Raw genomic sequence first — 23,169 nt, forward strand, 5'->3', positions numbered from 1 at the left:
CAGAAAAAAACAAATTGCATCGATAGGGACCCACCTATAAAAAGAAAAAATAAGATCCGTCGCTACGCTCCGAGTGGGTCCCTATCCTTGCGGATCACTGGGTCCCTGTCTTGCGATTTCGCATTTTTGCCTGCGTTGGAATGGTGATGCCGTTTTTAATGATCTCTGCAGAGTGGTTTTGGCTCAAGAAAAAAAATAAAAGTTGCCACGACTTGGCCAAAGCATGGTCAAAAGGGGTTGCGATTCTGTTTGCAGTGGGGGCGGTTTCGGGAACCGTTTTATCTTTTGAGTTGGGACTTCTCTGGCCTTCTTTTATGGAACAGGCAGGCCCCATTATTGGAATGCCATTTTCTTTGGAAACGGCGGCTTTTTTTCTAGAAGCGATTGCTATCGGTATTTATTTATATGGCTGGGATCGAATCTCTCCAAGGTTGCATTTGGCCAGTGGTTTTCTGGTAGGTCTTGCCGGGATATCCTCCGGGATAATTGTTATTTCAGCCAACTCATGGATGAATAGTCCTGCCGGTTTTGAATGGGTAAATGGAACAGCCATTCATATTGACCCCCTCAAAGCAATTTTTAATAAGGCGTGGTTCTCCGAGGCCACTCATATGACCCTTGCTGCTTTTTCAGCCACAGGTTTTGCTGTGGCGGGCATACATGCTTTTTTTCTGAGAAGAAATCCAAAAAATTCATTCCATCGCTATGCCTTAGGCATCGCCCTTAGTCTTGCTGTTGTCGCATCCTTGTTACAGCCATTCAGCGGAGATTTGAGTGCACGCGATATTGCAAGACGCCAACCTTTAAAACTTGCGGCGGCGGAGTCTCTTTTTAAGACCCAAAAAGCAGCGCCAATTTTAATTGGCGGAATTCCCGATATGAAGACCCAAGAGTCTCATTACGGAATCGAAATTCCGGCGCTTCTCAGTTTTCTTGCCTTTGATGACGTAGAGGCTGAAGTCAAAGGGCTGGATGCCTTTCCTCGTGAAAACTGGCCACCAATACCAGTGGTGCATTATGCTTTTCAGATCATGGTGGGAATTGGAAGTTTTCTTGCTGGAGTTTCATTGTTGATATTATTTTTGTTCTTATTCAAACGAACTTTTTTATTTCGAAGAGCTTTTCTTGGGTTGCTAGCTTTTTGTACTCCGTTGGGTTTCATTGCCCTGGAAGCAGGTTGGGTAGTGACCGAAACAGGACGGCAACCCTGGATTCTCTACGAGATCTTAAAAACAAAAGATTCTCTGACACCGATGCCGGGTCTTATTTATCCTTTTTTGGGCATTACAATGACCTACATTTTTTTAAGTCTTGCCGTATTTTTTTTGATGCTGAGACAGTTCAAATCCATTTCCGGAAATGGTTTCGGAAGCGTTAAAGAAAGACCCCTATGACCATTTGGATTGCAGTGTTATTTTTGGCGGCCTCTCTCTATTTGTATTTTTTTCTGGGAGGGGCGGACTTTGGAGCGGGGGCCTTGCAGTTTTTTATTCGGGGAAAACACCGCGACAAATGCCAAGAAATCATCGGTCAGGCGATGGGTCCCGTTTGGGAGGCGAATCATATATGGCTTATTATTGCCACTGTCATTTTGTTAGCCGGCTTTTCAAAAATGTATTCTCAAATGAGTATTTATTTTCATATCCCTTTAATTTTGCTGCTGCTGGGAATTGTATGCAGAGGGACATTTTTTGCCTTTCAACAATATGATTCCGTGCATGACAAGTTTAAAGAATATTATTCTGAGGCATTTTCTATCTCCAGTTTAATAACTCCCATCATGTTCGGTATGATTATAGGAGGCATGGTTCTGGGAAGGCTCAATCCCGCAGCCTCTACCTACACCGAAAAATTTGTGTTTCCATGGTTGAATATTTTTTCATTTTCAATCGGATTTTTTTTATTAAGTCTCTTTGTCTTCGTGGCGTCCATTTTTTTAATTGGAGAATGTCAGGCGATGGATCTTAAAAAATATTTTAGTCGAATGGCATTCCTTGCAAATATTTTGACTGTCTTTGCAGGTGGGCTCGTTTTTCTAGCCGCACAGTTTGACGGGCTCCCCTTGTTCCCGCTTTATTTTTATAATTTGCCAGCACTTCTTTGTCTTCTGGCGGTCATAGGTTCTTTGTATTTTATGTGGAAATATCTTTCAGTTCAGGCGGTGTGGCCTTCGCGTATCTTGGCGGGTTTTCAACTTGCCCTAATTTTTTTGGCTTGGAGTCTGGTTTTCTTTCCCACCTTTCTTCGTTACAAAGGGGGCTCCACCCTCTCAATATTTGAAGCAGCAGCACCGCCGCAAGTTTTATTCCCCTTGGTGCTTAGCCTTATTTGCGGAGCCGCTTTCTTTCTGCCGGCTTTATTTTATTTATTCCGAATTTTTAAAATAAGATCATTTCAAAAATAAAAACACGAATGATTCGATTACAAAAATGCTCCTGTCACCGATTTTTTTATCGGCATTGGAATCAAATCCACCTGGGAAAACTTAGGTCTAAAAATCGGTGCGAAGACACCTGCTGTCTTGGCTCCGGAGACTCTAACTTCCTCCATCACCGATTCTGCTATACCAACGGCCCACAGAATCTAGCCCTTTTATATTTTTTACTAACTGTCGACTAAAAGTAGACAGACTGAGTGTCACAACCCGACTCCGCAATCGGTTTTATTTCAGGATAAGTTCGCCCTTGTCGGCCAGATACGTCGCAAGAACAATCGGATTCGGGGATTTTCCCCAAGTGAAGAAGCGAACTTGACAACCAGTTGCCTTGTTCTTGATCAGTGGAAGCAATTGAGAATCAGAGTAGAACATAGTAGAATAATAAAGCGTCCCTCTGGAATTAAGTTCTTCCTTTGCTGTCTTAGTATCGGCATGCTCCCACCATTTTGGATTAACGAAAGCAGAGGCTGACAGTGAATTTTCTGCCTTATCGTAGTAATACGTTGGCCACCCTACATCAGACACGGACTGTTCGTCTCTCATCACCCGAACTTCTGCCTTGATCATCAGCCAATCTAGCTTCGTAATGACAGCAGGACTTGAAGCAAGATCAGAAAGTGTAAAATTCTTCTGCTGTGCGCTAAGATGCGTGGCAAAAAGACATACAAGGGTCGTTGTGAGGAATATTAGCCTCATGACGCCTCCGAGTGATCCCAAGGAAGGGTTAGACTTAGATTGTGTGTCATGTCTTTCACTCCTTTCGCCTAGCATTTAGTGTTATCGGAAGCTGGCAATACAACACAACCCGACTCCGCTACCAGCTTCATTCCTGGTCTATTTTAGATCTATATCCAAAATAGTCTTAATATGCTAGCCTGTTGCAATTACATTCACGAGAATGTATATCCTCAACAAATTTACCTTCTTTTAAATGTTCTTCGTATACAGGAATACCTTGTAGTCCAAGGGGACAAGCATGAAGTAACCCATCAGATTTTTGAATTACCCTATAACAAAAAAAGAATTTATTTTCGATTTAACTTCTTCAATTGAAGAAACGTTAAAACAACGTTCATTCATTAACATTCTCCCCTCCTCAATTTCCTCTTTCTGCCGCTGACGTCTTTCCAGTTTCTTAAATCAATTCCTCCAGCGCATTCTGAATAAAACTTGGAAAACTTTTGTACTACTCCATCTCCTCCAAAGCACTCTCCAAGAACTTTTCAATTTCTTTTTTCTTGGGTAATTCCACCTGATACTTTGACACAAATAATTTATTGTTCATCCCCGCCAAAGCGTATTCCACTAGGGCGTGATTCTTTTTAGTACACAATAAAATCCCAATGGGAGGGTTGTCACCTTTACTGTGCTCATGCTTATCGTAATAGCCCACATAAGTATTCAACTGACCCAAATGTTTGTGTTTGAATCCATCCACTTTTAGCTCTATCAAAATATGACACTTAAGAATTCGGTGGTAAAAAACTAAATCTACAAAAAAATATTCCCCACCAATATTGATTCGCTTTTGTTGGGCTTCGAAACAAAAACCATGACCCAGTTCCAAAATAAATTCCTGCAATTTATTGAGTAGAGCAGATTCAAGATTGGATTCACCCATGACTTCTTTTGCTTTCAGTTTCAAAAATTCGAAGATATAGGGATCACGGATGGAAAGTTCAAGCGAACTTGTTTCGCTCTTCTTTTGCGTCAAAGATAAAAGTTTTTTCTTATTTTTCGAGAGGCCAGTTCTTTCAAAAAGGAGAGAATTGATTTGACGTTTTAATTCACGGACTGACCATTGACCACGAATACATTCTTTCTCATAAAAAGTGCGCTTATTGGGATCATCTAGAGAAATAAGTTGTTCCAAGTGAGTGTATGAAAGATTGCTCACTAATTGATCAGGATCTGTTTCTGATTTTGCGGTCGCTGACCGCACTTTTTTATCTATAAATTTTGTTTCTAAAAAATGGCTTTTGAATTTTGCGGTCAGTGACCGCAAAATATGCGGATAAATCTTGCAAAAGGAAGTATAGTAATAAAGTTGCCGCGCACGACAATTTGAAACATTTAACTTTTCAAGCTGTTTACTTAAATCTACAAATAATTGTTTTCCATATACTGCTCTATCATTTCCATGTAACTCAAACTCAGAAATATAATATCCAATCACCCAGTTGCGAAAAGTAAGGTTTACATTAATCGCTTTATTAGCTTGGATAGAAAAATATTCGTCAGTTTGACAAATAGCAGAAATTAGCTCTCCAAAAGTGCGTGCGGAAGATTTTACTGCTAAAGATTGTATTTTAGTTTTAGGCATCCACTATTTCCTCTATAACAAGCCCAAGCCCTCCTCAATTTCCTCTTTCTGCCGCTTGCGACTCTCTAACTCCGCTTGAGTTTCTTTAATCAATTCCTCTGGTGCATTTTCGATGAAGCTGGGTAGGGCAAGTTTATTCGAGAGTAGCGAAATATCTTTTTGCACCTTATCGAATTTCTTTTGTAGGCGAGCCTTTTCTTTTTCAATATCGATAAGGCCACTGAGAGGGATAAACAGAACTATCTTTCCCGCCAAAGCCAATCCCTTGGAAGCAGGTTCTTTGGGATTTTCCTGGGTGAAAGACATCTCAGAGATTTTTGCCAATTCTTGAATGCGGGGCAGCAGGCGTTTCAATTCGTTTTGAATTTCAGCGCTACATTTAATTTGGACACGAATTTTTTCTTTGGGGTTCACCCCGGTTTCCGCGCGAATATTCCGGATGCTGGAGACGATGTCTTTCATCAGCTCGGTGCGTTCGGCAGCTTGGGCATACTGGGCTTGCTCGGATTCCGAAAGAGGTTTTGGAAATTCGGAGAGGGCAATTGAGTCTGGTCTTTCGGGAAGTTTTTGCCACAGCTCTTCGCTAATAAAAGGCATGAAAGGATGCAGCATTCGCAAAATGGCATCAAAAACATTCAAAACAAAACCGGCACAAGCTTTTTGCTCTGTAGTCGCAGGTGTCCCTTCTACAGGCAACCTCGTCTTCACCAACTCGATGTACCAATCACAAAACACCTGCCAGACAAAATGATACAGCGTGTACGCGGCGACATTGTATTTGTATTCTTCAATGGCTTGGGAGACTTTTTCTACACAATTTGTAGAAAGTTCAAAAAGAATCCACTCGTCTTCTTCGGTCTGAGGCTGGGCCTCGTCGATTTCTTTTCGGTTTGGGATAGAGGGCAGAGCCCGCGAATACAGGAAACGTGCGGCATTCCAAATCTTATTACAGAAATTTCGATAACCTTCCACACGCTGTTCATCCAGTTTAATATCACGGCCTTGAGCGGCAAAGGCTGCAAGTGTGAAGCGCAGGGCGTCTGTTCCAAACTTATCCATCAGCTCTAAAGGATTCACCACGTTCCCTTTAGACTTGCTCATCTTCTGCCCTTGGGCGTCGCGTACCAAGGCGTGGATATAGACATCTTTAAAAGGCACTTCGCCCATGAACTTCAGGCCCATCATCATCATGCGGGCGACCCAAAAGAAAATAATGTCGAAACTGGTAACGAGTACGCTGGTGGGATAATACGATTTGAGCAGATTGGTTTTGTCCGGCCAACCCAGGGTAGAAAAGGGCCAGAGGGCGGAGGAAAACCAGGTGTCGAGCACGTCTTGATCTTGGGTTATTTCGTGCGAGTGACAGGTGGCGCAATGTTTGGGATCATGACGAGTAACCGTTACGTGTCCTTCGCCGCAGTACCAGGCAGGAATTCTGTGGCCCCACCAGATTTGCCGCGAGACGCACCAATCTTTGATATTTTCCATCCAGGCAAAATAAGTTTTTTCCCAATGCCCAGGATGAAATTTGGTTTTGCCACTTTTCACGGCTTCAATCGCCGGTTTGGCCAGGGCTTCGGTTTTTACAAACCATTGGAGAGAGAGATAGGGTTCCACCACAGTTTTGCAGCGGTAGCAATGTCCCACTTTATTTTTGTGTGGTTCTACTTTTTCAATCTGACCTTGTTCTTCAAGCAATTTGACGATCTGCTTTCGCGCGGCAAAGCGGTCCTGGTTTTCGAAGGAACCTGCATTTTCGTTGAGGCGTCCATCGGGATGTAAAATGTTAATCCGTTCCAATCCGTGACGCTTACCCACTTCAAAGTCATTAAAATCGTGAGCCGGGGTGATTTTTACGACGCCGCTGCCGAATTCTTGATCGACATAGCTATCCGCAATGACGGGAATGAGACGATTCAAGAAAGGCAGCACGACATTTTGTCCCACAAACTGCTTGTAACGTTCGTCTGCAGGATTCACCGCGACGGCGGTATCGCCCAACAAGGTCTCGGGTCGCGTGGTGGCCACACTCAAAAAGTGATCGCCATCGCCTTCAAGGAAATAACGGATATGCCAGAGCTGCCCGTTTTTTTCTTCGTGTTCCACTTCCAGATCGGAAAGCGAGGTCTGGCAGCGGGGGCACCAGTGAATGAGGCGCTGATCGCGGTACAGGAGGCCATCTTCGTAAAGAGAAACAAATACCTCACGCACGGCCTTGGAGAGTCCGTCATCCATGGTAAAGCGTTCTCGAGACCAATCCAGCGAAGCGCCCAGGCTTTTGAGCTGGTTGCGAATAGTCCCACCGGATTCTTCTTTCCACTTCCACACTCGCGAGATAAAGGCCTCACGACCCAGATCATAGCGTGTCAAATTTTCCTGGGCAAGTTGTCGCTCCACCACATTTTGTGTGGCAATGCCGGCATGATCGGTTCCAAAAACCCAAAGGGTGTCGTATCCTCTCATGCGTTTGTAGCGCACCAGAATATCTTGAAGTGTATTGTTGAGTGCATGACCAATGTGCAAAGTGCCGGTGACATTGGGTGGAGGAATCACTACCGAATAGGACTTGCTGGCTTTTTCTTTGGCGGTGCTTACGCCCTGTTCTATCCAAAGTTTGGAGTATTTTTTTTCGATTTCGTGGGGTTCGTAAATTTTTTCAAGTTCCATAATTATTCCGTGAGCCGTTTTATTTCTTCCTGAATCATGCGCTCCGCAATATCAGGGACAACTCGCTGAATGGCTTTTTGCAAATTCTCTTCGATTTTCTTTTTAAATTCTTCAGAGTTAAGAAACTCATTAAAAGAAACTAAAATTTGATCCTGATGTTGTTGCGATTCCGTTTCAGAATCGACAGCCTGGGAATGAATTTCGGAATCTAAGTCCGCAGATAAAATATCATTCATGAATACTCTCCTTGTTAAGGTCATTAGGGCGAATGATCCGGCCCTAGCATGGCTTGTTTTAAGAGACAACCGGGAAGCTTGACGAAAATCAAGAGGCAATTGATAAGGTGTTTTTTTATTTCATTCACTGGGCAAAGACTCATGAAACAATTTCTTCAAAAAATTAAAACTCTGCTTCCTTGGATAATGGCCGGGCTGATCTTCGTTTATCTCTTTAAAAAAATTCCCCCGGACAAGGTTCTGGAGGCCCTCAAGCAGGTGCATCTGCTTCCCTTTATTGCCTACTCCTTTTTTTATTTTTTACTCATCTATTATTTCGATTCTTATTCTCTGGCCAAGGTCATCAGCAAATTCTGTGTGCCCATCACCCTCAAGGAAATTCTAGGACCAAGGGCCGTGAGTTATCAGCTCTCCCTGCTCAACTACAATGCTGGTCAGGCCTCGCTGGCTTATTTTTTAAAAAGAAACAAAAATGCCTCCTTCTTTAAAGCCTTGGGGGCCCTGCTTTTTGTGATGATTATTGATCTTTACTGGGTGATTTGTTTTGCCCTCGTGGGAAGTTTTTCCATCCAGCTCCATTACAATTCCCTGGATGTCTCGAAGGCGGTTCAACGCTTTGCCCTTTTGTTTCTCCTCGGGATGTTGGTCCACCTCTGTTTTTGGCGGCAGTGGTTGGGGCGCCTCTTTAAAGCGCATATTCATTTTAAGTGGGCCGATTGGATACGCGGGCGGCATCTGTTTCAAACCTTTCACCATGCCACGGTAAAAGATTATATCACTCTAGCCCTCTATCGTTTTCCCATGCACTTTGTGATCATTTCCTCGCTCTATCCTGCGGTAAAATGCTTTGATGCCCATATCTCACTTTTTAATATTTTGACGACAATTCCCATTGTCTTACTTATCAGCGTGGTTCCTATCACCCCCGGAGGCATGGGCAGTGTACAAATGGCCACCATTGAATTTCTGAAAGACAAGATCTCGGGGCCTGTTTTTCAAAATCCAAATCTAAGCCCAGAACAAATACTTTTTGCCCTTTCCCTGCTTTGGATGTTGGGAAATTATTTTTTCAAGGCCTTGTCTGGTTTTGTTTTTATGAAAAAGGTGCAGGGCTCGTTTAGTCACGAAGAACTGCCTGGTGAAGGGAAGGAGAATTAAACTGACGCGCTGCGTCTCTAGCCCCTATCTTTTCTCATTCCTTCCATTTAAAATTTAAGTAATCGCCCGCAAATGCCGTTTCAAAGACATGAAGGAGGCTTTTATGTCTGAAGAAAATAGGCTCATCCAGGAAGTTCCCAACCTGGATATTTACTTTCATGGCCTGGTGGGTGAAGCTTTTAAAAATCAAAAGATAGAAGAAAACGAACATGTCTCCTTCTATTTGGTGAATCTCCTCTCCCGCTTTTGTGAACCGGAAAAACTCTACAGTATAGGGAAAGGGGAAGAAAAACCCTTAGCTATTCTATTTTGCGAGGCCCAACAGGAAAACATACAGACCAAAGCAAAATTATTAAAATATTTAGGCGACTTCTCTCTCTTTATGTCGGGATATTTCCAGGACAGTCTCAATCGCAAGTTAGTAGATTTGGACTACTATATCAGCATGGGTGAAGGGGCTTACTCTCAACTTTCCACACTTCCTGTCGCTAAACAATACTCGACCCTCTTCAGTGAAATTTTCAGCACCCTTGGTAGGCGTTTTTCTCAATGGGTGGATGTGCTCACCGAAGTGAGTGAAACTTGTCAGGTTACCCAACAAAGCGACTTATTGCGTTTATATGAAAAATTTCTGCGCACCAAAAGCGATCGATTGAAGAGCCTATTATCCAAACAGGGGATTTTCGCCGATTCCAGGCTTCCGACAGAATACTCGCATTAGACTAATCTAAGGACGGACATGATCCTCAAGCATATCCAAAACGTGTTGCAAAATCTTTATCAGCTGGAATGTGAACACTCCGTTGAGAATTTTCTGTTGGATGAAGAAGCAAGTCAGAACTACAGAGAGAAAAATCCGTGGATCCGGCAAAGCGACGAAGTACTTTACGTGCAACAAGAAGAAGAGAACTTGGATATAGGGATTTTTTTAAATCCAAAATTATTGCAGCAATTTTCGGAGCTGAATCTGGAGCAAACCCAAGCGCATCAAATTTCTGCACTGGCTCCCTTGATGGAAGGCGTGAGTCATTTTGTGTACTTGCTTTATAAAAGTGGGCACGAACAACAAGTGACTCAGCTCGAATTGGAACTGCAGGCCGAAATTGACAAGTTTATTCTGGGAAATATCGTATGGAAAGAAAAGTCGAGTGAATGGCTGATGCAGCAGCTTTTTGAGGGGACAAAATGGAATCAAGAATTGAGTGAAAAGGAAAAGGAACGTTACAGACAAGCCCATCGTTTTGCTTCCAAATACTGCTCAAAACTTCGCAGTTTTTTCAGAATCGAAAAATCTCTGGAAGAGTTATGCAAAGAAATCCGCCCTTTTTATAGAATGGACCAATCCGAAAAACTTCATTACATTCAAGCACTATAATCTAAACTATTGATGATTTTTTTGGTCAAGGGTATGGGGAGCACTGCTCCCGCTTTTTAGTAAAGAGTGTTATTCTGAAAGGAAAATTCATGAAATTTAAACGGTACTATTTTCTGATCCTCTCATTGTTGTTATTTCCACTTCATTCTTTTGCACTGGATACTCATGAGGCGCTTCAGTTCGTCAAAGATTTTTATCAAATTTATCATTTCCCCTCCAAAAACCCTCTCCCTTATCAAACAGTTTTTAACAAAAAAAAGAACGTTCTTGCTCCAGAGCTTAGAAAGGCCCTTGAAGAAGACATGCAGGCTCAGAGCAAGGTAAGCGGTGAAATCGTGGGATTAGATTTTGATCCTTTTCTCAATGGCCAGGATCCCGCTGAAAATTACCAGGCAGGACAAGTAAAATTAAAGGGTAGAACTTTTTGGGTAGAAATGTTTGAAGTGAGAAATGGCAAAAAATCTTCCAAACCTTCTTTTTGGGTAGAAACCGAAATGCAAAATGGATCTTGGAGGATTAGCAATTTTCATTATGTTACAGATATTCCTGAAAATGAAAATTTGTTTTCTATTTTAGAGGTCCTGAAAAAGGATAGGCAAAAATCTAAAAGCAAATGATGGTAACTGCTCAGGTAGCCCTGGAAATTGCGAAGACTGCCGAGCAAACCATCAGAAAAAAGAAAAATGGACCCCCGATTTCTCGGGGGTGACGCAATTTTTTATTTCTAGCAGTTCCAATAGTTGCGAGTTCCGCAGCAATTGGAAGGGCTACCTGAGTAGTTACAAATAATGAGCTCAAAACGATTGAATGTAAAAGTTGTGCCTCGTTCTTCAAAAAACAAGGTGCAGCTTTTGGAAGATGGAAGTTTAAAGGTTCATCTGACCGCGGCACCCGTAGAAGGGAAAGCGAATGAGGCCCTGATTCCGCTACTCGCCGAGTACTTTAAAGTTAAAAAATCGAAGGTCTCTCTTTTAGTGGGTAAAAATTCTAAAAACAAAATTGTTCAGATTGATTAAAAATGTCGCCCTCTCCCGAAAATGCTCTCGCATTTTCCTCATCCCCTCAAGGGCGAGGGGACTGAGATGCGGTATTAAGATTAAAAATGAAATTACTTAAAATTATTTTACCATTTATCTTTCTTCTATTCCCTTCTTCGCTTCATGCCCTTGAACAAAAAGGGATGGCCTTGGGCCTGTTCTCAAAGGAAGCCAATTATTCTTATCTGAATGATCTTCAGGAAATGAAAAAACTGGGCGTTACCCACACCCTGCTGATTGTTTCGTGGTATCAAAAAGATATCAAGGCCAATGAAATTGGCCCTCGTGAGTATGATGGAAAGGACATTTTGACCCTGTCGGATGACAAACTGCGCGAAGTGATACATCAGGCCCATGAAGCCGGAATTGAGGTCACGCTCTTTCCCATTCTCCGTCTGGAAAATCGGAACGGCAATGACTGGCGCGGGGTGATCGCTCCCGAAAACCTGGAACTGTGGTGGGAAAATTATGAGCGTTTTATCCTCCACTATGCCCAGATTGCCGCGCAGGAAAAGGCCTGGTCCTTTTCGGTAGGAAGTGAATTGCTCAGCCGTGAAAAAGAAACGGAGCAGTGGACCAAGCTCATTAAAAAAGTACGAGAAACCTTTAGCGGTAAACTCTTATACAGCGGCAATTGGGATCATTATCAGCACCCTCATTTTTGGAAGGATCTGGATTACATTGGCGTGACGGCCTATTACGAAATTTCCAAGACCAAAAAACCAAGCCTGAAAATGCTCACTCGCAATTGGCGAAAGATCAAAAGAGAACTCCTGGCTTGGAAGAAAAAATATCCTCGTCAAAAACTGGTCATTACCGAAGTGGGGTATCCCAGCATTGATGGCTCCAGCATGCATCCCTGGAATTATTTTTTGGAGGGAAAAGTGGATATCAAGGAGCAGGCGCTTTGTTACCGCGCCTTTGTGAATACCTGGAAAAACACGAAATCCCTCTCGGGGGTTTATTTTTGGGTCTGGTGGGGCGAAGGCGGAAAAAAAGATAAATCTTACAGCCCCCGCAACAAGCCGGCAGCCCGGTATTTGAAGCAGTGGTATTTGAGGTGACTATTTCTCGCTCGAGTAGGCAGTAAAAAGTTTCAGATACTTTCCATAGCCCTCTTTTTCCAAATCTTCTTTGGGAATAAAACGCAGCGCCGCAGAATTGATGCAATAACGTTCTCCTGTCGGCCCTGGGCCGTCCTTAAAGACATGGCCCAAATGAGAGTTGCCTTCTTTACTTCGCACTTCAGTTCGCGAGCTGGAAAGACTGTGGTCTTCCTGTTCGCTCACATTTTTCTCTTCGATGGGCTTGGTAAAGCTGGGCCAACCGGTTCCGGAATCGAATTTGTCTTTTGAACTGAAGAGGGCCTCGCCGCTGACGACATCTACATAAATTCCCTCGCGATGATTGTCCCAGTATTCATTTTGAAAAGGGGCCTCGGTTCCACCCTTTTGAGTCACCTCATATTGAAGGGGCGTTAATTTTTTTTGACTGAAGAGCTTCCAAAATTTTTCCAAAAACTGGTCGCGTCCCGAATTGTGTCGGTAAAATCGATACTGCAAGGGATGGGTTTTGTAATAATCCTGATGGTAGGCCTCTGCGGGATAAAAAGTTTTGGCTGGCAAAATGGACGTGACGATGGGTTTTTCAAATTTTCCTGATTCTGCAAGCCGCTTTTTGGATTCTTCGGCCGATTTTCTTTGTAGCTCATCGCTATAAAAAATGGCGGTCTTGTACTGGGTACCTTTGTCTACAAATTGTCCTTCGGTGTCGGTAGGGTCAATATTTCGCCAGAATACTTCCAGCAATTTCTCATAACTTATTTTGGAAGGATCATAAAAAACCTGTACCACCTCCAGATGCCCCGTGCTGCCCGAAGAGACTTCTTCGTAGGTAGGATTTTCTTTGCTGCCCCCCATGTAACCGGAAAGAACTTGAGACACCCCTTCCAGTTTTTCAAAAGGCGCCTCCATGCACCAGAAACAGCCCCCCGCAAAAGTGGCTTTTTGCAATCCTTTGGTATCCACTGTTTCTCTCCCTTTTAAATAATGGATTCCTAAACCTAGCCCGATGAATCCTAAAATAACTATAAGAAGAAGAGGGGCTCTCATAAAAATTTGGTCTCTACACATCTTCTGATATTTCCCCCTCTTAAGCTAAGATGGGGAATTTGTGAGAACAAATTCGGGAGTTATGGAAAACCTTGCGCATTAGAGAAGCTCTGAATTTTGCAAAAGCTTTCATAACCCCTCCTCACCTCCCCTTAGCTTAAGGGGAGGGATCAACAAAAGAAGTTTCTAAAAAAATTAAATAAAAAGAGCAATAGCCTTGGAGCTGTCGCCTCCTGAGCTGCGACACATCCCTTGACAGCCCCCCTCTCTATCCATTAGTGGCCTCCGTCTAACCCAATCAAGGAGAGTGTATGAGTTTTAACCGACAATTATTCACCAGTGAATCCGTCACTGAAGGTCATCCTGATAAAATTGCCGACCAGATTTCGGATTCTGTTTTAGATGCCATTTTAAGCCAGGATCCCAAGGCGCGTGTCGCCTGTGAAACCTTGGTCACCACCGGCTTTGCCCTCGTCGCCGGAGAAATTACCACCACTGCTCAAGTGGATTACATCAGTACAGCCCGCCAAACCATCAAGGATATTGGTTACGACGATAGTGCCAAGGGTTTTGATTATCATACCTGTGGCGTTTTGGTTTCTTTGGATAAACAATCTCCCGATATTTCCCAGGGTGTCACCGAAGGCGAAGGCCTCTTCAAGGAACAAGGCGCCGGAGACCAGGGGCTCATGTTCGGCTTTGCCTGCGATGAAACCTCCGAACTCATGCCCATGCCCATTAGTTTTTCTCATAAATTGACTCGCCGACTTTCTGAAGTTCGTAAAAATGGAACCCTGAATTATTTGAGACCCGATGGAAAATCGCAGGTCAGCATCGAATATCAGGATAAAAAACCCATTCGAATCGATACCGTAGTGCTCTCGACTCAACACGATGAAAAAGTAAGCTACGAGACCCTCAAAGAAGGCATCTTGGAAGAAGTCATCAAAAAGGCCCTGCCCGCAAATTTGCTGGATGCTAAAACCCGTTATTTCATCAACCCCACCGGTCGTTTCGTCGTGGGTGGACCTCAGGGCGATTGCGGCCTTACCGGTCGAAAAATTATTGTGGATACTTATGGCGGCATGGGAAGACATGGCGGCGGTGCCTTCTCGGGGAAAGATCCTTCGAAAGTAGACCGTTCGGCCTGTTACATGGCCCGCTACATCGCTAAAAATATTGTGGCCTCGGGTGCTGCCACGCGCTGCGAAGTACAAGTCGCCTACGCGATTGGATATCCGGAACCGGTGAGTGTATTGGTGGATACCTTCGGGACTGAAAAGGTAAATCCTGAAAAAATAGCGGTGTCCGTGAGAGAGATTTTCCCTCTCACTCCCGCTGGAATTATCAAAACTTTGGACCTACTCCGACCCATTTACAGACCTACTGCTGCTTACGGACATTTTGGGCGCAGCGAAGCCAGCTTTAGTTGGGAGAAGACTGATAAGGCGGAGGCCTTGAAGAAGGCCTTGGGAATATAAATATGGGACTTACACACGTTACAGTTCGCCTGCGTCCGCTTTCAGAAACAAAGGATTACTATGAAGATGATTTTCTGGTGGATACGGGTGCAACAGATTCCATGGCCTCGGGAGCCTTGTTAAAAAAAGCGGGCCTTACCGTAAAAGGAAGAACCGCTTATGAATTGGCAAATGGGCAGCTCATCGAATACGATTTCGGTGTTGCCACTATAGAGTTCATGGGTGAAATGACTGCAGGCCGAATCATTTTTGGTCCCGATGGGGTTGAACCTATTCTGGGTGTCACGGCATTGGAATCGGTTGGCATTATGGTGGACCCTGCAAACAAGACCTTAAAAAGATTGCCTGCAATTCCCTTGAAATAGAATCTATTCATTTTATACAAAACTTAAGGAGCACCCCAAGCAAGGGTGAAAAAATCATGACCGCACAAGCCGCAAGAAAATTTGATGAAACCGCCGATTATAAAGTTGCCGATATCAGTTTGGCCGATTGGGGTCGCAAGGAAATTGAACTGGCTGAAATTGAAATGCCCGGGCTGATGGCCATCCGTGCAAAATATAAAAAGACGCAACCTTTAAAAGGCGCGCGCATCATTGGTTGTCTGCACATGACCATTCAAACCGCTGTGCTCATCGAGACCTTGGTGGACTTGGGCGCCCAGGTGCGCTGGTCTTCCTGCAATATTTTCTCTACCCAAGATCATGCCGCTGCAGCCATTGCCAAGGCTGGAATTCCTGTCTTTGCCTGGAAAGGGGAAACCGAAGAAGAATATTGGTGGTGTGTGGAGCAGAGTTTAAAATTTGCGGAAGGTCCCAATATGTTATTGGATGACGGCGGCGATCTTACTCAACTCATTCACGACAAACATCCCGAACTCTTAAAAAATATTAAAGGGGTGAGTGAAGAAACCACCACGGGGGTTCATGGGCTCTACAAGATGCTGGAACAGGGAAAATTGAAAATCCCGGCCATCAACGTGAATGACTCGGTGACCAAATCCAAATTCGATAATCTTTACGGCTGCCGTGAGTCTTTGGCGGATGGAATCAAACGCGCAACGGATGTGATGATTGCCGGCAAAGTGGTTGTGGTAGCAGGTTACGGAGATGTGGGAAAAGGCTGCGCTCAGGCAATGCACGGTTTAGGAGCTCGCGTCATTGTGACGGAGATTGATCCTATCTGTGCCCTGCAAGCCGCCATGGCCGGTTATCAGGTGACCACGATGGACGAAGCCTGCAAACAAGGGGACATTTTCGTCACTACCACGGGTTGCCGCGATATTATCCAAATTGACCATTTGGAAAAGATGAAAGACTCGGCCATTGTTTGTAACATCGGACACTTCGATGTGGAAATTCAGGTGGCTCAACTCAATAAATTTCCCGGCATTAAAAAATTGGAAATCAAACCCCAGGTGGATAAATACAGCTTCCCCGATGGTCATTCCATTATCTTGCTGGCCGAAGGAAGACTCGTCAACTTGGGCTGCGCCACTGGACATCCCTCGTTTGTGATGTCCAACTCCTTCTCCAACCAGGTCTTGGCGCAAATTGCCCTCTTCACCAAAAAACATGAAGTAGGTGTCACGGTACTTCCCAAAATTCTGGATGAAGAAGTGGCGCGCCTGCATTTGGAAAAATTAGGCGTGAGGTTAGAAACTCTCTCCCCTGAACAATGCAAGTATTTGGGGGTAGATGTGGGTGGTCCTTACAAGCCGGAGTATTATCGTTATTGAGAAAGGCATTCCCCTCTCCCCTTGCGGGAGAGGGTAGGGTGAGGGGTATTGCGAGTGCACTCAAAATTATAAAGATCGCCGCGTTAAAGACCCTTTCACTCCTTCGTGCACGATTTCTCCAGCGTTAATCTGTAGACCTTTGGCAAATCCGACATCTTGTTTTAAGGCCTCCAGGCCATGATCGGCCAACTTCAGGACATAAGGCAGTGTAGCCGCCGTCAAGGCCTCAGTAGAAGATCGGGACACCAGAGAAGGCATGTTGGGCACCGCATAATGCAAGATCCCCTTGTAATCAAAGACGGGTTTTGCATGGGTGGTGGCTTTCATGGTTTCGACGCAAGCCCCTTGATCAATCGACACATCGACGATGACAGATCCTTTCTCCATAAGGGCCACCATGTGACGTGTCACGAGTTTGGGCGCGCGGGCTCCGGGGATGAGCACCGCCCCGATGAGCAAATCGCTTATTTTCAGTTCCTGTTCCAAAATTTGCGAATTAAAAGGATGGGTTTGAAGAGAGGAAGAAGGATAAAGCTTTCGCACTTGTTCCAGTTTTTTTTCATCCTTATCGAACAAGGTCACCTGGGACCCTAAACCCAAGGCTATTTGCAGGGCCGCCTGGCCTACATTTCCTGCCCCCAGAATAATCACCCGGCCACTACGAGCACCCGCAAGCGAAGAAAGCAAAACCCCTTTGTTGCCTCGATCTTTGCGCAAAAAATCTGCTCCCAGCATCACGGCCAGTTTACCCGCTACCTGGCTCATGGGCCTCAAGAGAGGAAGCGCCCCCCCTGAATCCACGACGGTTTCATAACCAATGGCTTCCACCTTTTTTTTCATCAAGGCCTTTGCCAACTCTGGAACAGAGGCCAGATGCAGATAGGTAAATAAAATTAGTCTGGGTCTAAAATAGGCATATTCCTTGGGCAGGGGTTCTTTCACCTTGAGGATCAGCTCTGCCGTGGCCCAAAGCTTTTTGGCGTCCGGCAAAACAACGGCTCCATGATGACGATAATCGTTGTCACTAAAACCCGATCCCAAACCGGCGGACTTCTCGACAAATACCCGATGACCTTGTTTGAGCAATTGGGCGACACCCGAAGGAGTAAGTGCCACACGATATTCCTGAGCCTTGATTTCTTTGGGAATGCCGATGATCATATCCTCACTTCCCTCTCCTTTGTAAGGAGGGGGAGCCTTATTTAATTACACCCAATCGCCATCCCATCATAGCAAAGTTCTACCCCCTGTGGCAGCTCCAAATTGGCCTGATCGTGATCTACTTGATGGGCCATGTGAGTAAACAATGTACGAGCGGGTTTAATCTTGTCTAATTCTGCTATAGCTTCTTGAAAGGTCATGTGGCTGGGATGTTCGGTATAGCGCAAGGCACCCAAGATCAGCAGGTCCAGATTTTTGAGGAGTTTGTAACTTTTATCGGGGATTTTTTTCACATCGGTTAGATAAGCCACATTGCCAATGCGAAAACCGGTGCTGCTGAAAGGCCCATGCAACAAAGGAATACTAGTCACGCCCACACCAAAGATCTTCATCTTTTCTTGAAGTTTATAGGGAATCAAGCGTGGAATAAAACCCGTCTGCCCACAATCGCAGAAAATATAATCAAAATATTTCTGGATTTTTTCCAGACTACTTACATCGGCATAAATGGGGATGGGATTGTCCTGAAGCGTGTTGAAGCAGCGCAGGTCATCGATGCCGTGAATGTGATCTGCGTGGCAATGTGTATAAAGCACGGCATCGATGCGCTCTATTTTTTCACGCAACATTTGCTGACGAAAATCGGTAGAGCTATCTATCAGAAAATGGATGCCTTGGGTTTCGATAAAAATGGAAGCGCGTGTGCGTTTGTTTTTGGGATTTTCCGAGCGGCACACCTGGCACAGGCAACCGATCACAGGCGTTCCCGTAGAGCCTCCTGAACCTAAGATAGTAATCTTCATGCAAGCTTCTATGCCAGATTAATTGGAAAGCGACAAAAAGAAATTACAGATAATTATTTCTGGAGCTGCACTGCTGGCATACTTGCCAATATCCTCGAACGCAGTTCCAAATAGATTCTAGCAAACTGCCTCTGATGACGGAGGCTAGGCAACTCCCTTCTTGACCCTTTTCTCGAATGGAAGGTCAAAATTTTTAATAAGTAGTTTGTTTCCTCCGGAAACTCTCTTTCTAGCCCCTTCAAATTTGCCGCAAGAAGAAAGTCGCACAGGCAATGAAAAATATCTTGCGAAGGACCATAGACCCCGCCGGCATTTTCAGCGCGCAGCTCTGCTTTATCGGCGACGACCCTCAACCAATCGATTCGCTGAAAAATATCCTCCCGGCAGGCATTGTATCTATCCACCAAGAGCTGAGAGGCCTTGCTTTTTACCCAAGCTCGGTCAAAACCAGAAAGAATCATCCAGGACATCCAAAGCAAAACCGGATTAACCTCTTTTTGTATAAATTGTTTGGCATAAGTAGCACCTGTAGCACCGGCAATATTCATCATATAAAAGGTAATGGCTGGAGCATCCTGCAAGGCAACATTAAAGGGGGTTAAGAGCAGGGCCTGCACTTCTTCTCCAGACTCTGCTGGAATATGAATATCTTGTTCGGGAATAGAATAAGCCCGCCCACTCTCTATCGTGGTCTGCAACTTTTGTAACTCCGCTATGCCAATGAGAGCCCTATTTCCCCCATAAAAAAGAATGGCCTCTGTTGCATGTAACCTGTCCTGAAATCTTCGAAGACCTCTTAACAGTTCGAGCTCCGTATGAGCGTTTCTCTGGCAAGGTTCAATTTCCAGAAATTCGAAAAATGCAGCATTCAACTCTTCATCGCCCACTTCTATTTCGGGAGCTTCTACAACATGGACCTCTCTTTTCAAAAAATCTGCCCTATCTTTCAGATACCTAAGTGCTAAATACCTGCAATCTGCTTCCAACAAATCTCTTAAAGCTGAATAAGTTATGCCCTCTTTGAACCCCCTGGTTACAAAGCTAAAAAGTCTTGCTTCAAAGGCCGCTAATTCCTCTACTGTAGCTCGAGCCTGATAAAGACGATGAATCTGGGCGACGAACTTCCATTCAGGAAAGCGCAAATATTGAGGCGAGGTTGGCGGCGTTGGTGTAACCAGATAAGGCCACGGATTTTGTATCACAACCGGAGAAAGTTCAGTACAGGCTTCACATATTTGCTCTGCCGTCGTGGTCGAAGAAAGTAAAACATTCAAGATTTCCGCTCTGGCGTTTTCATAAAGAACCCTAGTCCTTTTACAAGCCTCATTTACCAGGACCTGAAGATTCTGCCCCGCCATGGCCCTTAAACTCAGCTCCCGAGTCACTAACGTCAGTTCTTGACTAAGCTTTCTGAGTTTGGGACTGGTTTTCTCGACTTCTTGCAGAGAAGAAGTTTGTAAAACCACCAAGAGCTTGAGCAGAAAGTAAAGGGAAGGATGTTTCCAAAAAGATTCTAAACGTTCTTTCAAATGAGGTTTATCCAAAGGGCATAAGGCCCTCACTTGTTCATTAAGGATACTATTAGCCCTGGCAGGCAACAAATCGGGGGCGGCGATAAGTTCCAGCTCTATATAATCTCGCAACAGGTCTGCCTTCTCTTGCTTCAATATCTCTGCTCTGTCCACTTCGGGTATTGCAATCTCCAAAGACTCCAAGGACTTTGCTGATTTCAGAATTTGATCCCGGTTCCGAAGATAAAGCGCTTCGGCTTGTTCCAACACGACCTGCCAAGGCGACCCTTTTTTTGCTGCCTGCCTTACAATCTCGGCATAGGCCGGTTCGCTAGAAATGACCCCTCGCTCCCGCGCACTATTCAAAAGCGCCAAAGCCCTTTCCCTAGCCACTTCGATACTTGGCAAAGCATTACCTTCTTCTGTCGTATGAAGCTCGGGAAGGCTGCGCAATTTTTGTGAAACGGGAATTTTTTTGACTAAAGATTCTCGGATATTCCTATAGAGATTTAGAACATGATTTGCGTGGCCCCAAACATTATGGGACTCCAGGCAATGGACATAGACTGCAATCTCTTCACAAACTTCTTTTCCGACTTCTTGGATTTTGTACCCGCGCAGCAAGAGCTCAAGGCTGACAAGTTTGAGAGCGATAGGGTTTGTCGCCAGGGCAGCAAAATCTTTTTCAATCCTCTCTGCGGCTTCCGCCCGCAGCAACTCCAACTCCCAATAGGAATTGAGTTCAGTGATCAGGGCGGTTTCATCCAAAGGATCTTCTTTTGATATTACTTCGGCTGCTACAGGGTCTGGTGCCGGAACTGAAGGCAATAATGCCTGCTCCCCTTCTAATACTACTGATGCCCCCGTATCGAGGACAGGAGCAGCGGTGTCCGATCCTCCAGCAGAAGCTTCAAAAGCTGGGGGAAGGGCCACGCTCCCCAAATCAGGAGGGAAGGAAATCCTTTGCGCTGCAGCCTCTCTCTCTTTAACGGCATTTAATTCATCCAAGAAGCCCTGAAGAACTGCTTCGTCGGCTAATTTTCCATAACCCAATTCATTTCTCTGAACTCTACGATCTATTGCTTTATGATTATCGATGTCGATGAAAATGGAATTACCTTCCTTATCCCGCACAATTAAAAGACGGTAATTATCGTCTACTCTCAGGGTCCAGGCCTCGCGATTAGACATTTTCTCTAAATTATCCCCGGGCAAAGTTTCCCCCTCTAAATAGCGGCAAATGGTTTCCAAGGCCTGTAAGCGCAATCTTGCATCTAAATTTCTGTCGTTGATCTCGCTGACGAATTGTGCAGAACATTTAACATTTCTTCTAGATTTAGGATTGGCCCCCTTGACCATCGCTCCCATAGCAACAAAAATTGCACCCAGAAGCGCCAGCCCCCCCAGGCTTTGCCCAGTGGAGGCAGCTGCAGAAGCAGTCTGACTAATCGCATGCGCGGTTTCTGGGTTTAAGAATTGGGAAAGGGTCAGAGATAATCCGGCCAAGCCTAGGGCTGGAGTGGGGATGGCGGCGAGGAGCAAACGAGAAAACAAAGCCCGCATTGAAGAATTGATTTCTCCGAGTAGGGGCAATTCATGAATTGCCCCTACATGGGTATTCGATAACGTGGAATCTGCAGTTTGCAAGGGCGCAGCACTCCGCACTGCCAGAGCCGTTAAACCCAAATGGACTCCCGTCATCGACAGGTGAATCAAATGACCAGGCGCCTCCGCCGTGTGGTCCCCTATCAGCTCCTGACCCGCTCCCAGCACCCATTGGCCGATGAAACTCTGCGGACCTAACACATCCCCCTGGTTGGGGTTTACATAGCCTGCCGCCAGGCCTATCCGATTCATCACCGCATCCGAGGCCATCTCACCTCCCACGTTGAAGATCGCAAAGTTCGCAAAGGTCCGCAGCGCCTGGCTGATAAAGTTTGTGCTGCTCCCCAACAGCTCGGCCCCAAAAAGTTCCGATACCCCGCAGAACATGCCCGTCACCAGGGCGCTTTTGAGATCCCAATCCATCCCTCGCAGATAAGTCATTCGGTCTTGCGAACTCAGGTTTCGCGTCGCCCAATAAAACTGAAAGCCCACCTGACCCAGACTGCTCGCCGCCCCACAGAGCATCGCCGAGCCGATCTTCATTGTGAGCGATCCGGGACCTCGAGAAATCAAGGCAATGAGCGCCGTACTCAGCAAATGCCCGCTCCAACTGGACGCAATCCCACTGAAACTGGCAGTCTGCGCGATTCCCGATATTACTCCCTGTCTTTCTACGTAAGATCTCAAGTCGGAGGAAAGCTCATTGGGTCGATAAGCGCTCAAGATCACGCGGGCAAAGTTGGCGCCTGTGTCTTCTTCCGTCCCTAAAAAGCGGTGATAAGAAGAGCTTAAAATGTTGCGATTGGAAACTGAATGATCTCCCAGGACATAAGATAATCCGGTAACTAGAGTTTGAGTGAGGTTGTGAACATCGAAGCCTTGATACTGTGATCGCACAAAGGCAGCATTGAGCTGTTGATCCGTCCAATTTTGTTGCAGGGCCTGTTCACACAGGGCTAACAGGGCTCTCCCTGAAGGACTCCTCAAATAGAGTTGTAACAACTGAGAGATTTCCCTCTCCCTCGATGAGAGAGGGTGTGAAGTACTTTCAAGTGCCTGAAATAAAACCACCGAAAAGCGCAATTCCGTATTTTGACGACATTGCTCAAAACACAAAGGCACTAATCGGGCCAGTTCCTGAACCAGGCTATGCATCAAATCGGAGTTGAGCGGACGAGAATGAAACACCGAAGGTGCACCTGTGAGTACCCCAGCCATCAAGCCCATGAGGGTAGTTGATACCAAGGGTCTTTGAGCAAAATTGCTGCTCAAAGAAAGTGCCACCTGGTTGCTGAGTTCTCGAACTTGAACACCTAATTCGCTAAAAGACCCCCCAGTTTCACTCTGAAAAGAGGTCCCCTCCGAAAATCGATTTTGTTGGACAGTGGTGTGACCCATAAGATGCTGTCTTATCGGATCTAAGCAGAAAAAGTTGCGCTGTTTTTTAAGAGAGGATGCATTTAATTACTGGGGGTAAAAAAGAGCAAAAAGTAAGGAAAGTTTAATTTTGCTTAGAGATAAAAAGA

Annotated in this window: 19 protein-coding genes; 11 read left to right on the forward strand and 8 right to left on the reverse strand. The window is 45.1% G+C overall.

Annotation, left to right across the window (positions count from 1 at the left end):
* Positions 1-140 precede the first annotated feature (140 nt).
* Positions 141-1,394: a cytochrome ubiquinol oxidase subunit I gene (locus tag HQM15_10330; GenBank protein MBF0493161.1), complete on the forward strand. Its 1,254-nt coding sequence runs from the start codon at positions 141-143 to the stop codon at positions 1,392-1,394.
* Positions 1,391-2,404 (forward strand): cytochrome d ubiquinol oxidase subunit II, encoded by a 1,014-nt coding sequence (locus tag HQM15_10335; protein ID MBF0493162.1) that lies wholly within the window; start codon positions 1,391-1,393, stop codon positions 2,402-2,404. Before HQM15_10330 ends, HQM15_10335 begins: the two co-directional genes overlap by 4 nt.
* A 258-nt stretch (positions 2,405-2,662) precedes the next feature.
* Here HQM15_10335 and HQM15_10340 read toward each other — a convergent pair whose 3' ends face one another.
* The 4 genes from HQM15_10340 to HQM15_10355 form a co-directional block, all read right to left on the reverse strand.
* Positions 2,663-3,133 carry a hypothetical protein gene (locus tag HQM15_10340; protein MBF0493163.1) on the reverse strand — a complete coding sequence of 157 codons (471 nt, stop codon included), beginning with the start codon at positions 3,131-3,133 and terminating at the stop codon, positions 2,663-2,665.
* A gap of 490 nt (positions 3,134-3,623) precedes the next feature.
* A complete protein-coding gene (locus HQM15_10345) occupies positions 3,624-4,760 on the reverse strand; it encodes a DUF1016 family protein (protein ID MBF0493164.1) in 1,137 nt (378 codons plus the stop codon).
* Positions 4,761-4,772: 12 nt separating this feature from the next.
* The gene (locus HQM15_10350) at positions 4,773-7,427 is read right to left on the reverse strand and encodes a valine--tRNA ligase (protein ID MBF0493165.1); all 2,655 of its coding nucleotides are present in this window, start codon (positions 7,425-7,427) and stop codon (positions 4,773-4,775) included.
* A gap of 2 nt (positions 7,428-7,429) precedes the next feature.
* Complete coding sequence (locus HQM15_10355; GenBank protein MBF0493166.1) at positions 7,430-7,663, reverse strand: hypothetical protein; 234 nt, start codon at positions 7,661-7,663, stop codon at positions 7,430-7,432.
* A 141-nt stretch (positions 7,664-7,804) separates the two neighbouring features.
* Between HQM15_10355 and HQM15_10360 the strand changes: the two genes are divergently transcribed.
* The 6 genes from HQM15_10360 (at position 7,805) to HQM15_10385 (ending at position 12,297) form a co-directional block, all read left to right on the forward strand.
* On the forward strand, positions 7,805-8,821 hold the full coding sequence (locus HQM15_10360) for a flippase-like domain-containing protein (GenBank protein ID MBF0493167.1): 1,017 nt from the start codon (positions 7,805-7,807) through the stop codon (positions 8,819-8,821).
* 103 nt (positions 8,822-8,924) lie between these two features.
* A complete protein-coding gene (locus HQM15_10365; GenBank protein ID MBF0493168.1) occupies positions 8,925-9,542 on the forward strand; it encodes a hypothetical protein in 618 nt (205 codons plus the stop codon).
* 18 nt (positions 9,543-9,560) lie between these two features.
* Positions 9,561-10,196: a hypothetical protein gene (locus HQM15_10370; protein MBF0493169.1), complete on the forward strand. Its 636-nt coding sequence runs from the start codon at positions 9,561-9,563 to the stop codon at positions 10,194-10,196.
* An 89-nt stretch (positions 10,197-10,285) separates the two neighbouring features.
* On the forward strand, positions 10,286-10,813 hold the full coding sequence (locus tag HQM15_10375) for a DUF3828 domain-containing protein (GenBank protein MBF0493170.1): 528 nt from the start codon (positions 10,286-10,288) through the stop codon (positions 10,811-10,813).
* 171 nt (positions 10,814-10,984) lie between these two features.
* Positions 10,985-11,212 (forward strand): DUF167 domain-containing protein, encoded by a 228-nt coding sequence (locus HQM15_10380; protein MBF0493171.1) that lies wholly within the window; start codon positions 10,985-10,987, stop codon positions 11,210-11,212.
* Positions 11,213-11,298: 86 nt separating this feature from the next.
* Positions 11,299-12,297 (forward strand): hypothetical protein, encoded by a 999-nt coding sequence (locus HQM15_10385; protein MBF0493172.1) that lies wholly within the window; start codon positions 11,299-11,301, stop codon positions 12,295-12,297.
* Here the strand turns inward: HQM15_10385 and msrA are convergent, their stop codons facing one another.
* On the reverse strand, positions 12,298-13,344 hold the full coding sequence (msrA, locus tag HQM15_10390; protein ID MBF0493173.1) for a peptide-methionine (S)-S-oxide reductase MsrA: 1,047 nt from the start codon (positions 13,342-13,344) through the stop codon (positions 12,298-12,300).
* A gap of 311 nt (positions 13,345-13,655) precedes the next feature.
* Between msrA and HQM15_10395 the strand changes: the two genes are divergently transcribed.
* The 3 genes from HQM15_10395 to HQM15_10405 are packed head-to-tail and all read left to right on the forward strand — an operon-like array spanning position 13,656 to position 16,563.
* Positions 13,656-14,825, forward strand: a complete 1,170-nt coding sequence (locus HQM15_10395; GenBank protein MBF0493174.1) for a methionine adenosyltransferase — start codon at positions 13,656-13,658, stop codon at positions 14,823-14,825.
* Between the two features lie 2 nt (positions 14,826-14,827).
* Positions 14,828-15,190, forward strand: a complete 363-nt coding sequence (locus tag HQM15_10400; GenBank protein MBF0493175.1) for an aspartyl protease family protein — start codon at positions 14,828-14,830, stop codon at positions 15,188-15,190.
* Positions 15,191-15,246: 56 nt separating this feature from the next.
* A complete protein-coding gene (locus HQM15_10405) occupies positions 15,247-16,563 on the forward strand; it encodes an adenosylhomocysteinase (protein MBF0493176.1) in 1,317 nt (438 codons plus the stop codon).
* Between the two features lie 66 nt (positions 16,564-16,629).
* Here HQM15_10405 and ald read toward each other — a convergent pair whose 3' ends face one another.
* Genes ald through HQM15_10420 form a run of 3 tightly spaced genes read right to left on the reverse strand, consistent with a single transcriptional unit; the run spans position 16,630 to position 23,041 of the window.
* Positions 16,630-17,724 carry an alanine dehydrogenase gene (ald, locus tag HQM15_10410; GenBank protein ID MBF0493177.1) on the reverse strand — a complete coding sequence of 365 codons (1,095 nt, stop codon included), beginning with the start codon at positions 17,722-17,724 and terminating at the stop codon, positions 16,630-16,632.
* 41 nt (positions 17,725-17,765) lie between these two features.
* Positions 17,766-18,527, reverse strand: a complete 762-nt coding sequence (locus HQM15_10415) for an MBL fold metallo-hydrolase (protein MBF0493178.1) — start codon at positions 18,525-18,527, stop codon at positions 17,766-17,768.
* A gap of 53 nt (positions 18,528-18,580) precedes the next feature.
* Complete coding sequence (locus tag HQM15_10420; protein ID MBF0493179.1) at positions 18,581-23,041, reverse strand: hypothetical protein; 4,461 nt, start codon at positions 23,039-23,041, stop codon at positions 18,581-18,583.
* Positions 23,042-23,169 lie beyond the last annotated feature (128 nt).

It is taken from the genome of Deltaproteobacteria bacterium, from assembly GCA_015233135.1.
Taxonomy (GTDB): domain Bacteria; phylum UBA10199; class UBA10199; order JADFYH01; family JADFYH01; genus JADFYH01.